Genomic DNA, 12,293 nt, shown 5'->3' with positions numbered 1-12,293 from the left:
TGCAGTCGGGGCCTGCTGGGCGCTCGGCTGCGGAGCCGGCTCAGCGGTCTGAGGTGTGGGCTGAGCTGCGCTCTGGTGGGGGAAGGCTGGTTCGGTCACGGTCGGTGGACCTCGCTCTCCAGGATGTCGAGTCGGCGCGCGAGCTCGGCGAGCGCGGCGTCGTCAGCGGGGGGTGGGCCGTAGAGCAGGTCTGCCACCTGCTGCGACGGGCGGTTGGTCGCGGCCACTACGGCGTCGACCACGGTGTTGGCATCGGACGAGCGGGCAAGGCCGAGGCGAGTGGCGACCCGGTCGGCGGCCGAGGCGCGCAGGCCCGCGGCGGCGTGCCCGCGGGCGCGCGCCGCCCGGTACAGCCGGGCGCGGCCACGGGTGGCCTCGGCCGACCGCACGAGCACGGGCAGGTCCTCGACGACCAGCGGCCCCATGCGGCGGACGCGCCACAGGGCGAGCAGCACGGCCGCGAGCACGGCGATCAGGGCGACGGGCGCGGAGCCCGGCGGCATCAGCGCGTTGACCTGGCCGCGTTCGGCGGGTGTGGGCTCGTCGTCGCCGGTGCTGACGTCCATCGGGTCCGGCACCAGCCACACCAGGTCCTCGTGCTCGCCCAGCATCCGCAGGGCGAGCGCCGCGTTGCCCTCGTCCAGGACCCCGCCGTTGAGGAGCACCGCGGAGTCGGAGACCACTGTCACCGACCGGTCCGGGAACTCCAGGCGTGCGTAGGCGTAGCCGCCCAGGCCGTCGGGCCAGCACAGGGTGGGGCGCGGACGGTCGGCGCCGGTGGACGCCTCGGTCAGGCCGGGCCGCAGCGCGAGCTCACCCGCCGCCCGCGCCGTCGGGTCGTCGCACTGGGGAGCGACCGGGTCTCCCGACTCGCCGTACGTGGACTCGAGCATGTTCCGGCTGATCGCCCCGACCATGTCGAAGTCCGGTTCGAGCACCACGAGGTCGGCACCCGTGCGGTTCAGCGCCGAGATCTGGTCGGCCGCGAAGAACGAGGGGTTCGGCGCGATCAGGAGGGTGCTGTCCGGGCCCGCGGCCGCGACGGCGTCGGCCACCCTGGTCACGTGGGTGACCCGCACGCCCTGGTCCTTCAGCACCTCGGCCACGGCCATGCCGCCGTCGCCCTCCGGGTTGTCCGGGGCGTACGGGGCGGCCGACGTCGCCGGGCGCACCACCGCGAGGAACGCGACGAGCAGGGCGATCACGAAGAGGACCGTGAGCGGCCAGCGGATCCGGCGCCACCTGCTCGCGGCACGGGACCGGCCGGTCGTGTCGTCGCCGATCACCACCGGAGCATCGTTCGCCGGGCCCGCGGGCGCGCCGGACACCGCCGTGGGCGGGGTGGGCGGTGCGGGCGCGAGGTCGGGCGGCAGCGACGTCATGCGGCGACCTCTGGGCGGGCGGCGGTGACCGCGGCGTCGAGCGCGCGCAGGTCGGCGTCGTCCGCCGCCGTGGCGACCCGGTCGCCGTACTCGACGCCGTCGAACACGTCGGCACCCGAGTGCAGGCCGGCGGCCTGGGCCGGCAGGCGCAGGCCTGCGTCGGCCGCGGCCTCCTGGGCCGTGCGGCCGGGTCGCGGCTCGATGATCACTCGTTCCTCCATGGAGCGGACAACTGCGCGGAAGCGCTCGACGGACGCCGTCCGCCAGTCGCCCGACGCCGCCGCCGCGTCGGCCGCCGCACGCATCTGCGCGGCCGTGCGGGCGTCGTCGGTGTCGAGCACCTCGGCCGAACGCGCGCGGTTGCGCCCGAGCTGCACCGGCCCGGCGACGAGCCAGGCGATCAGGAGCACCACCGCCGCGATCACCGCGACGACGATGCCCAGCTGTGGGCCGGACATCGACGTGGCGGGCCACTCGATGCCCTGGAACCACTCCAGCACCCAGTTGATCAGGCGCTGCAGCAGCGACTCGCGCTCCGCGTACTCGGGCCGCTGCAGCTCGCTGCTGAGCCATTCACGTGCGGTGTCCCGGTCCGGGACGACGGGCAGATCAGCCCTCATGTCACTTGTCCGCCGCGGCAGCGGCCGCGGCCTGCAGCTGCACGTCCAGTCCTTCGCGTCGCATCCGGGTGTCGATGTAGAGCAGGGCGATGACGCCGCCGAGGAACAGCACGCTCATACCGCCGGTGATGACGTAGGTGATGCCGTAGCTGACCGCCAGGCCCGCGCCGCTCTGCATCACCATGGACAGGCTCAGGAGGAGGCTGACCGGCACCGCGACCACCTGGCCGATGATCCCGAGGATGAGGGAGGTCAGCAGGTAGATGCCGAGCACCCGCCAGAACGTGCCCCGGGTCAGCTTCCACGCGCGCCGGCACGTCTCCCAGAACCCGCCGCCCTCCACCGCGAGCGCCGGCGGGATCAGGATGACGCGGGTGAACACCCACACGGCACCCACCAGGAGCGCCGCGAGCACGAGGAAGATGCCGATCACGCCGACCGTCGGGTCGATGAGGAAGAGACCGACCACGATGCCGGTGGCCAGCGCGTACGCGACGAGGACCACGAGCATGCTCAGGAGGGAGAACCCGATCAGGAACCACGCGCGCTTGACGGTACGGCTCCACGCGTCGGACACGGAGATCTTGCGTCCGATGACGGAGTCGCTGACGGAGATGGCCATGACGCCCATGGCGAGCGGGGTGGCCAGCGTGAGCAGCATGCCGGTGCCGATCGCCGAGCCGTAGGTCACGCCGAGGATCTCCTGCGTGAAGCCGAGCTCCTCGAAGGCGGGGTCGGTCCCGACCTCGGCGAACAGGCCGCCGAACAGGTCGGTGAAGAGCGTGGTGAGCGGGATGCTGATCAGCGTGCCGACCGCGACGGCCGCGACGACGATGACCGCCGTCAGGCCGAGCGTCACGCCCGGGTTGTGCCGGACGGCGCCGAACGCGCCGTCGTACAGCTCGCCGAGGCTGAGCGGGCGCAGGGGCACGATGCCGGGCTTGTCCGCCGGCGGGTGGTAGCCCGGGACCTGCGCGGAGTACGGGGAGTGCTGCCCGTACTGGCTCTGGCCGTACTGCGCCGCCTGCCCACCCTGGGGGGTCCCGTACTGCGGCGTGCCGTACTGCGGCTGGGCAGGCGCGGGAGCCGCTGCCGGGTCGTACCCGGGCGCGTACTGCCCGTACCGCGGCGGCTCGCCCCAGCCGGCGGGCTGGGAAGCTCCGGGCTGCGGGGGCGTCGGCTGCGCCGGCTGGTCGGGTGCGCTCTCGGGCGTCGTCATGGGGGCGTGCTCCCGGGTGTCGTCTCAAGTCGTGCCTGCGCCGCAACCCTAGTACGCGTCGCTGACAGCGGGCCCCGAATTCGCTCGGCACGGCGGGGCGCCGCGCAACTGTCACCCAGCCGTGACCACCGTCAGCCGGCGGTGACGACGGTGGCGCCCGCGTCGTGCTCGGCGAGGTCGCCGGTGGCCCCGGCACGGACGGCCCGGCGGCCCAGGACGTACACGTAGGTCCAGAACCCGGCGAGCACGATCGCGCCGATCACTATCTTGAGCCACCAGTACATCGCCGATCCGGTGACGAAGCCCTCCACGAGCGCGGAGACGCCGAGCGCCGCCGCGAGCCCGATGACCATCGTGATCAGGGCGCGCCCCTCGGCGGCCATGGCGACGGACCGCCTGCGGTGACCGGGGTCCACCAGGGTCCAGAACAGCCGCAGGCCTGCGGCTCCCGAGACGAAGATGCAGGTCAGCTCGAGCAGGCCGTGCGGAGCGATGAGCGTGAGGAACAGGTCGAGCTCGCCGTGGGCGGCCATCATGCCGCCGGTGGCGCCGATCTGGACCGCGTTCTGCCAGAGCACCAGGAGGGGGTAGAACCCGGTGATCCCGCCGCCGATGGCCTGCGCGGCGATCCACGCGTTGTTGGTCCCCACCACGGCGGCGAACCCGATGCCCGGCTCGTAGTAGGAGGCGAACGCGTTGTTCACGTACTCCTCCTGCGCGGCGGGCGTCATCATCGTGTTCATCGCGTCGGCGTCGGAGGCGATGTAGACGCCTGCGACTGTCGCGACGAGCAGGCAGGCCGCCGTCACGGCGTGCGACCACCAGCGGATCCGGTAGAACGCGGCGGGCAGTGAGACCACCGCGAACCGCACCACCTCGCGCCAGGCAGGTTCGTGCGTCCCCGCGATGCGGGTGCGTGCCCGGTTCAGCACGTCCGACAGCCGCGTGACCAGCGCCGGGTCGGGCGCGGCCGACCGGACCGTCGAGAGGTGCGTGGCCACCGACTGGTACAGACGCACCAGCTCGTCGGACTCGGCGCCGTCCAGGCGGCGGCGGGACGAGAGCTCCTTGAGGCGGTCCCACTCTGCGGCGTGCACGGCGGTGAAGGCGTCGATGTCCACGGCGGTAGTCTGCCGCACAGGAGTTACGGCGTGGCTCTCGAAGGCCCTGCGACCCGACCGGAGGAACCGTGCAGGACGGCATAGTCATCGGCGAGGGCGTGGTGCTGGATGCGCGCCCGGCGTCGTTCATCACGCGCGCGATGGGCGCCATGCTCGACTTCCTGGTGATCGGCGCGGTCATCGTGGCCGCACTGGTCATCGGCGGCATCTGGTTCCTCGAGAACGCCGTGCTGGGCGAGGACGTCGCGACGGTGGTCTACATCCTCGCGAACGTCGCGGTCATGGTGGCCATACCCGTCACCGTCGAGACGCTGTCGCGCGGCCGGTCGCTCGGCAAGCTCGCGTGCGGCATCCGCGTGGTGCGCGACGACGGCGGCCCGGTCCGGTTCCGGCACGCGCTGGTGCGTGCCCTGGTCGGGGTGATCGAGCTGTGGCTCACGTTCGGCGGTATCGCAGCCATCGCCTCGCTGGCCAACGCGAAGGGCAAGCGCCTCGGCGACATCGCCGCGGGCACGTACGCGGTGCGGGTGCGCGGCGGCAAGCAGCTGTCGGCGCCGATCGTCATGCCCCAGTCCCTGGCGGCGTGGGCGCACACCGCCGACATGCGCCGCCTGCCCGACGGGCTCGCCCTGGCCGCCCGGCAGCTCCTGGGGCGGGCCGCCCGCCTCGCACCCGAGTCGCGGGCCCGGCTCGGCGACGACCTGGCCGGGCAGATCGAGCGCTACGTGGCCCCCCGGGCCGCCGCCCGGAACCCACCCGGAGGCGTTCCTGCACGCCGTCCTCGCCGAACGCCGCGAGCGCGAGCTCGTCGCCGGGCAGCGGGAGCGCAAGCGGGCAGAGGAGCAGTCGGAGCTGCTCCACCGCCTGCCGTTCGCGGTGCCGGACCCGCCGCGCTGATCGGTCCTCGACGAACGAGGCGGGGTCACGTGAGCCGGGTGGCCTGAGCGTCCGACAGCCTCGAGAACAGCGAGCGCACCGCGTCCCCGGCGCGGAGCAGCCCGGCCTGCACCGCCCGGCGCAGCCGGGCCGACGTCGGCCGCTCGACGCCGTAGTGGATCGCGAAAGCCAGGCCGAGGCTCAGCGCGCCGGCGGCGAAGAGCGCGACGGTGTGAGTGGTCTCGTGGGCCAGCACGTCGATCACCGCGTAACCGAACTGCGTGTGCACCAGGTAGACGGGATAGGTCAGGCCGCCGACGGTGCCGAGGGCCGCCGCCAGCCGCCGGGGCGGGACCGTCCGGCCCGGGAGCGTCGTCGCCCAGACCGCCACGACGCACGCCAGCACGAGCAGCACGCTGACCACCGGGCTCACCGGCACACCCTGCAGGTCGGACGCCCGGCCGGCGGCCTCGACGACGCGCACCATGCACAGGGCGACTCCCCCCGGCGAGCAGCACGCTGCTGACCAGGTCGAAGCCGTCGCGGTACACGAGGAACAGCAGCATGCCGACGGCGAAGTACGGGGCGTAGTCCGGCACCAGCAGGTCGGCGAGCCAGTGCGCGCCGAGATCCTGCGCGGCCCAGCCGACCAGCGGCCAGAGCGTGGCGAACGCGAGCACCCGGTTGCGGGTGAGCGGTCCGAACGCCAGCACCACGAACACGAGCAGGTAGAACTTGAGCTCCACCAGCAGGGTCCAGAACACGACCTGGACGCCCGTCACCTCGAACAGGTCCTGCACCATCGTCAGATTGACCAGCGTCTCGGTCAGCGACGTCCGGCGTCCGCCCGACCAGAACTGCTGCAGGCCCGCCGTCAGCACTATGCAGGCCCAGTAGGCCGGGAAGAGCCTGCCCACGCGCGAGGCGACGAAGCCCGCGATACCGCGGCCGTCGGCGCTGAGCAGGATCACGAACCCGGAGATCATGAAGAACAGCTCGACCGCGAGCCAGCCGTACCGCGTGACCTCGTTGAGCAGCGGGAACGCGTCCGCCGGGTCGACGCCCCAGTAGCTGGTCACCGTCGACGTCGCCGTGAAGTGGTAGAGCAGCACCGCGGCCGCCGCGCCGAAGCGCAGGCCGTCCATCCCCACGAGCCGGCCGGGCGGTCTCCGGCCCTCGTCACTCGTGGTGACGGGGGTTGCCTCTGACACGGTGGCTGGCTGGCTGCTCGTCGTCATCGCCGCAGACCCTAGGTCACAGAAAGATAACGGTCAATTTCACCTTATCAAACTGCCGCTCAGCTCTCATCCCTGCCCGGGCGCGGTCAGCGCGGCGCGGCCTCCAGCGTGGCGAGGAACTCGGCGGTCCGGTCCGCGACGACGTCGGGCGCCTCGTAGTGGGCCAGGTGCCCCACCTTCGGGACGACGGAGAGCCGGGCGCGCGGGAACGCCAGCTCCAGCACGCGCTGCGAGGGCAGCGGGGCGACGTCGTCGTTCTCGGACGCGACCAGGAGCGTCGGCACGCCGATGGCGGGGGCGTAGCCGGCGACGTCGGTCCCGACCGAGGCGTGGAAGGCCTCGAGCAGCGTGCGCCGGTCGGCGAACCCGGAGAAGTACCTGTCGTGCTCGGCGTGGATCCAGCGCCGCAGTGCACGGTCGTCCGTAGTGACCATCGCCACACTCGCCACGCGGGTGAACATCGGGTGACGGAGCAGCCCGGTTCCGACGGCCTCCGGCAGCGCGGCGGCGAGCCGGTGCACGCCGACCGTCACGGCGCTCAGCGCGCGTCGCGGTCCCTCGAGCGCGGCCGTGGCGATCGGGTTGACCAGCACGAGCCCGCGCACCCGGGGTGCGTCGTCGCCGGCCAGGGTGGCCGCCGCGACGATCGACCCGAAGGAGTGCCCGGCGAGCACCGCGTCACCCTCCGGCGCGACGGCGGCCAGCAGCTCGGCGGTCCAGGCCGCATAGCCCGCTACGTCGTGCCGCCCCTTCCCGAGCGGTGCCGAAGCACCGAATCCGGGCAGGTCAGGCACCACAACCTGCAGGTCAGGGCGCTGCCGCAGGAGGTGCGCCACGATCAGCTCCAGGCCGTGGTGATCGCCCCGGAACCCGTGCAGGAAGACCAGCCGCTGCGGTGCCGCAGGGTCGCCGTACACCCGGACATGGGCCCGGACCCCGCCGACCTCACGGTCCGCGTCGCGCACGGGCGTGCCCGCGACGAGGGCCGCGTAGGGCGCCTCGTCCGCCGGCCGGCGCGGGCTCGTGTGCGGTGTCGGCGCCGGGTGCTGCGAAGGCGTGTCGGTGTTCATCGCGCTGACCTTAAGCATGCCGACGACATCCGGGGGACACGTTCACGAAAGATGGGGGTAAACCCCCATGTCGTTTCCGGGGGGAAACCCGGTGGCGGTGAAGACCCTTCTTACGCCACGGTTGGTCCATGCAAGCCACAGCGGTCGCCCTCGACGAGCCCGGCACCGTACCGCTCGCCGGTACCGCCGTCGTGAGGGAGCGTGTGGGCACGGACCTCCACCGCCCGTCGCTCCACCGCGACCGCGTCCTGTTCCTGCGCCACCGAGCTCGACGGACCCCCAGCTCCGAGACGGGCCACGCGGCGCGCACGACCACTTCGAGACTTACCGGACCATCGAGAGGTACAGCTCAGTGAACCTGCCCGACACCCGCCGCACGATCCTGATCGGCGCGGACACCTACCCGCCCGCTGTGAACGGCGCCGCCCGGTTCGCCGGGAGCCTGGCCACGGGCCTGGCCCGCCGGGGTTACGAAGTCCACGTCGTCGCCCCCTCGCCGACCGGTCGTCCCGTGCGCGAGGTGCTCGACGGAGTCGTCCTGCACGGCCTGCGCTCCAGCCGCTACCCGACGCACCACAACCTGCAGATCTCGCTGCCGTGGGAGACGCACCGCGCGGTCTCGGAGATCATCGACGAGGTACGGCCCGACGTCGTGCACACCAACGGCAGCTTCATCGTGGGCCGCTCGCTGGTCGCCGCCACGCACCGGGCGGGTATCCCCCTGGTGGCCACCAACCACCTCATGCCCGAGAACCTGGTGGGCTACATGCTGGTGCCCAGCTCGATGCACCGCACGGTCGGCCGCTGGCTCTGGCGGGACATCGGCCGCGTCTACGCGAAGGCCGACGTCGTCACGGCGCCGACCCCCCGCGCCGTCGACCTGCTGGCACAGCACGCGGGCCTGACGCACGCGATCCCCGTGTCCAACGGCATCGACACGGACCACTACCCGACCAGCACCCGGGAGGACCGGCCGGAGCCGACCGTCCTGTTCGTCGGGCGCCTGGACCCGGAGAAGCGGGTCGACGAGATCATCCGGGCCTTCGCGCTGCTGCCGGAGAACCTCCCGGGACGGCTGGAGATCATCGGCACCGGGAACAAGGCCGACGAGTGGGCCGCGCTCGCCGCCAAGGCCGGCGTCGCCCACCGCGTCCGGTTCCGCGGGTACGTGCCCGACGACGAGCTGCTCACCGCCTACTCCGAGGCCGACGTGTTCTGCATGCCGGGCATCGCCGAGCTGCAGAGCCTCGTCACGCTCGAGGCGATGTCGTCGGGCCTCCCCGTGGTCGCCGCCGACGCGATGGCCCTGCCGCACCTGGTGCGCCCCGGCATCAACGGCTGGCTCTACACCCCTGGCGACGTGCGGGAGCTGGCGAACCGGCTCGGTGACCTGCTGGCGGACGCCGCCCTGCGCCACCGCATGGGCGCGGCCAGCCGTGAGCTCGTGGCCGCGCACGCGATGGACGGGACCCTCGACGCGTTCGAGGGCATCTACGACAAGGTGCTCGACAACCGCCTGCAGACCGCGGCCTGAAACTGGTTCTGCGAAGTAGAGCGTGTGTCCGAGACCGCGGGGCTCACCCCCTGCGGTCTCGGACACACGCTCTACTTCGCGGATCCAGGGGTCAGCCGCCGAAGACCGGCGCGACCACCTTGATGAGCTCGTTGCCGCCGAGGAACAGGAACATCACGGCCACCAGGGCGAGGATCACGTTGACCCACCAGCGGTTGCGCCACTGGAGCGGCACCGCCTTCGAGTTCATCAGGATCAGCAGCGTCAGCGCGAGGAACGGCATGAACAGCGAGCCCAGCGCGCCGTAGAGCACGACGAGCAGGATCGGCCTGTCGAGGAACAGCAGCGCCATCGGCGGGAACGTCAGCCACAGGATGTAGATCCGGTAGTACGTGCCGCCGGCGCCGCGACGGCGGTCGTCGCCGGGCAGGTTGCGCATCGTGGCGACGAAGTCCGCGAACATCAGCGACACCCCGTGCCAGACGCCGAGCACCGAAGAGAACGTCGCGGCGAAGAACCCGACGAGGAACAGCGGCGCCATGAACGACCCGTACCGCTGGGCGAGCACGTCGGCGAGGTCGATGAGCCCCTCCTCGCCGTCGGCCACCGCCATGCCCGCGGAGTACAGCAGCTCCGAGCCCACGATCAGCATGGACACCACGAAGATGCCCGACATGACGTACGCCCACGCGTTGTCGAGCCGCATCACGCGCATCCAGCGGGGCGTGTCCCACCCCTTCTCGGTGAGCCAGTAGCCGTAGGCGGCCAGCGTGATCGTGCCGCCGACGCCGCCCGCGAGGCCCAGCGTGTTCAGCACCGCGCCCTCGGGGATGATCGGCACGAGGCCCGCCGCGATCTCGCCGAGGTTGGGCGTCGTCATCGCCGCCGAGCCCACGACGGTCACGAACATGACACCGATGAGGACCGCCATCACGTTCTCGAACGGCTTGTACTTGCCGAACCAGACGAGCAGCAGGCCGGCGACGCCGGAGAGCATCGCCCACCAGCGCACGTCGACCGCCGGGAACAGCCCGTTCAGCGCGAGGCCGACGCCGGACATCGCGGCGGCGCCGTAGCTGAAGCCCCAGATCACCACGTAGATGCCGAAGTAGACGACGGCCCACAGGCCGAGCCCCTTCCAGCCGTCGAAGATGGTGCGGCCGGTCGCGAGCGTCCAGCGCCCGGCGCCCTCGACCAGGGCGATCTTCACGACGACGCCGAGGATGACCGCCCAGAGCAGGGCGTACCCGTAGTTGCTGCCCGCGACCATCGTGGCGACGAGGTCACCGGCGCCGATGCCGGTGGCCGCGACGACGAGGCCCGGGCCGATGATCTTCCAGCGCGGCCGTTCGAGGGTTCCGTCGTACCCGGCCCCCGCCTGCTCGCCCGACGACGGCGGATCCTTGGTCATCCCCTGTGAAGTGACCTCATTGTCCTTTTCCATGGCGAGACTGTACCCAGGGTTTCACCCGCCGGAAAGGGATGCGCGCGCGGCACGAGGTTTAACAGGACCGCAACACATTGCATACAGACACGTTTGCTCGACACTGATTGTATGCAATAGTCCCTGTCAGACCCGGATTGGATTCTCCAGTGCGCACTCTCACGCCGCCGCGGCTGCGCGGCCCACTCGCCCCCGCCGCCGGCCTCCTCGCCGCGGTCCTCGTGCTGTCCGGCTGCCAGGAGGTGCAGACGAGCGCGGGCCCCGCCGAGGACGCGGCCGACGTCACCGGCGTCGGCCTCGACGGCAAGGCCGTCGAGGAGGGCGGCGACCTCGTGATGGCGCTGTCGGCCGAGCCGGACGTGCTCGACCCGACAACGTCGTCGTCGCTCTACACGCGCTACGTCATGGAGACGATGTGCGAGAAGCTCTACGACATCGACCCCGCGGGCGAGATCGTCCCGATGCTGGCCACCGAGCTCCCCGAGGTCTCGGAGGACGGCCGCACCGTCACGTTCCCGCTCAAGGAGGGCGTGCGGTTCGCCGACGGGACGCCGTTCGACGCCGACGCCGTGAAGACGTCGATCGAGCGCCACCTCACCAAGGAGGACTCGTCCCGGCGCAGCGAGCTGGGGCCCGTCACCGAGGTGACGGCCGTGGACGAGCACACGGTCGAGATCGCCTACGAGACGCCCTTCGCGCCGATCGCCGCGGTCCTCGCCGACCGCGCGGGCATGATCATGTCGCCGACCGAGCTCGAGAAGACGGGCGACGAGTTCGGCGAGCACCCCGTCTGCGTGGGCGCGTTCAAGTTCGTGGAGCGGGTGCCGCAGACGTCCATCACGGTCGAGCGCGACCCCCTGTACTACGACGCCGACAACGTGCACCTGGACTCGATCACCTACCGGATCATCACGGACGCCAGCATCCGGGCCGCCAACCTGCGCTCGGGCGACGTCCAGGTCGCCGACACGATCTCGACCCAGGACCTCTCGGCGCTGGAGGCCGACGGAGGCGTGGGCGTGCTCGAGGTCGGCTCGCTGGGCTACCAGGCGATGACGGTGAACGTCGGCAACACCGACGGCGTCGGCGCGCCGCCCGGCGAGATCGACACCCCGATCGCGACCGACCCCCGGGTCCGCCAGGCGCTGTCGATGGCGGTGGACCGCGAGCAGCTCGTGAAGTCCGTGTTCAACGACCGGTTCGACCCCGCCTGCTCGCCGATCTCCCCGGCGTCCCCGTTCAGCACGGACGCGAGCGAGGCCTGCCCGGAGTACGACCCGGAGGGCGCCAAGGCCCTGCTGGAGGAGGCAGGCGCCGACGTGCCGTACGAGATCGAGATGAAGGTGACCAACACGCCCGACACCCTGCGCCTCGCGCAGGCGGTCCAGGCCTCCGTGGCCGACGGCGGTTTCGACCTCGAGATCGTGCCCGTGGAGTACTCCTCGCTGCTGGAGGTCCAGGAGCAGGGCGACTTCGACCTGCTGCAGCTCGGGTGGTCGGGCCGCGTGGACCCGCACGGCAACATGTTCAACTTCCTCAGCACCGGGGCCGGGAACAACTACTCGGGGTACAGCAACCCCGACGTCGACGACCTGCTCACCGAGGCCGCGACCGTCATCGACCCCGCCGAGCGCGCAGAGCTCTACGGCCAGGTCGTCACGCAGGTGCAGAAGGACAACCCGGTCATCTACCTGTACCGGACCCGCAACCTGACGGGCTACGTCGACGAGGTCGCGGGCATCTCCACCTACGCCGACGGCGTGGTGCGGCTCAGCCACGCCGCGTTCGTCGAGGCAGGCGAAGGCTGAGA

At 71.9% G+C, this 12,293-nt stretch carries 9 protein-coding genes and 2 pseudogenes; 3 read left to right on the top strand and 8 right to left on the bottom strand.

Annotated features, from left to right (window positions below; genetic code table 11):
* Nucleotides 1-95: 95 nt before the first annotated feature.
* The 4 genes from ACNYC2_RS03145 to ACNYC2_RS03130 all read right to left on the bottom strand — a co-directional run bounded on the left by ACNYC2_RS03145 (nt 96) and on the right by ACNYC2_RS03130 (nt 4,342).
* Entirely contained in the window at nt 96-1,382 is a 1,287-nt protein-coding gene (locus ACNYC2_RS03145; protein WP_419705648.1) for a DUF4350 domain-containing protein, read from the bottom strand.
* Nucleotides 1,379-2,002, bottom strand: a complete 624-nt coding sequence (locus ACNYC2_RS03140; RefSeq protein WP_419705647.1) for a DUF4129 domain-containing protein — start codon at nt 2,000-2,002, stop codon at nt 1,379-1,381. The genes ACNYC2_RS03145 and ACNYC2_RS03140 overlap by 4 nt, the downstream gene beginning before the upstream one ends.
* Nucleotide 2,003: 1 nt before the next feature.
* Complete coding sequence (locus ACNYC2_RS03135) at nt 2,004-3,221, bottom strand: DUF7544 domain-containing protein (RefSeq protein WP_419705646.1); 1,218 nt, start codon at nt 3,219-3,221, stop codon at nt 2,004-2,006.
* A gap of 131 nt (nt 3,222-3,352) precedes the next feature.
* Complete coding sequence (locus ACNYC2_RS03130; protein ID WP_419705645.1) at nt 3,353-4,342, bottom strand: stage II sporulation protein M; 990 nt, start codon at nt 4,340-4,342, stop codon at nt 3,353-3,355.
* Nucleotides 4,343-4,410: 68 nt separating this feature from the next.
* Here ACNYC2_RS03130 and ACNYC2_RS03125 point away from each other — a divergent pair.
* A pseudogene (locus ACNYC2_RS03125) lies at nt 4,411-5,239 on the top strand (RDD family protein).
* A 25-nt stretch (nt 5,240-5,264) separates the two neighbouring features.
* Here the strand turns inward: ACNYC2_RS03125 and ACNYC2_RS03120 are convergent.
* The 3 genes and pseudogenes from ACNYC2_RS03120 to ACNYC2_RS03110 all read right to left on the bottom strand — a co-directional run bounded on the left by ACNYC2_RS03120 (nt 5,265) and on the right by ACNYC2_RS03110 (nt 7,526).
* The gene (locus ACNYC2_RS03120; protein ID WP_419707933.1) at nt 5,265-5,705 is read right to left on the bottom strand and encodes a hypothetical protein; all 441 of its coding nucleotides are present in this window, start codon (nt 5,703-5,705) and stop codon (nt 5,265-5,267) included.
* A 115-nt stretch (nt 5,706-5,820) separates the two neighbouring features.
* A pseudogene (locus ACNYC2_RS03115) lies at nt 5,821-6,363 on the bottom strand (acyltransferase family protein); the annotation flags it as partial.
* Nucleotides 6,364-6,542: 179 nt separating this feature from the next.
* Complete coding sequence (locus ACNYC2_RS03110; RefSeq protein ID WP_419705644.1) at nt 6,543-7,526, bottom strand: alpha/beta fold hydrolase; 984 nt, start codon at nt 7,524-7,526, stop codon at nt 6,543-6,545.
* Nucleotides 7,527-7,878: 352 nt separating this feature from the next.
* Here ACNYC2_RS03110 and ACNYC2_RS03105 point away from each other — a divergent pair, with 352 nt between their 5' ends.
* Entirely contained in the window at nt 7,879-9,060 is a 1,182-nt protein-coding gene (locus tag ACNYC2_RS03105) for a glycosyltransferase (RefSeq protein WP_419705643.1), read from the top strand.
* 91 nt (nt 9,061-9,151) lie between these two features.
* Here the strand turns inward: ACNYC2_RS03105 and ACNYC2_RS03100 are convergent, their stop codons facing one another.
* Nucleotides 9,152-10,483, bottom strand: coding sequence for an Nramp family divalent metal transporter (locus ACNYC2_RS03100; RefSeq protein ID WP_419705642.1), 1,332 nt, complete (start codon nt 10,481-10,483; stop codon nt 9,152-9,154).
* Nucleotides 10,484-10,632: 149 nt separating this feature from the next.
* On the opposite strand from ACNYC2_RS03100, the gene ACNYC2_RS03095 reads away from it, so the two are divergent.
* Nucleotides 10,633-12,291 carry an ABC transporter substrate-binding protein gene (locus ACNYC2_RS03095; RefSeq protein ID WP_419705641.1) on the top strand — a complete coding sequence of 553 codons (1,659 nt, stop codon included), beginning with the start codon at nt 10,633-10,635 and terminating at the stop codon, nt 12,289-12,291.
* The last annotated feature ends 2 nt before the right edge of the window (nt 12,292-12,293 follow it).

Source organism: Promicromonospora sp. NFX87 (assembly GCF_048564965.1).
Lineage (GTDB): Bacteria > Actinomycetota > Actinomycetes > Actinomycetales > Cellulomonadaceae > Promicromonospora.
The sequence above is the reverse complement of the archived record's forward strand: the minus strand, read 5'-3'. Positions and strand labels throughout refer to the sequence as shown.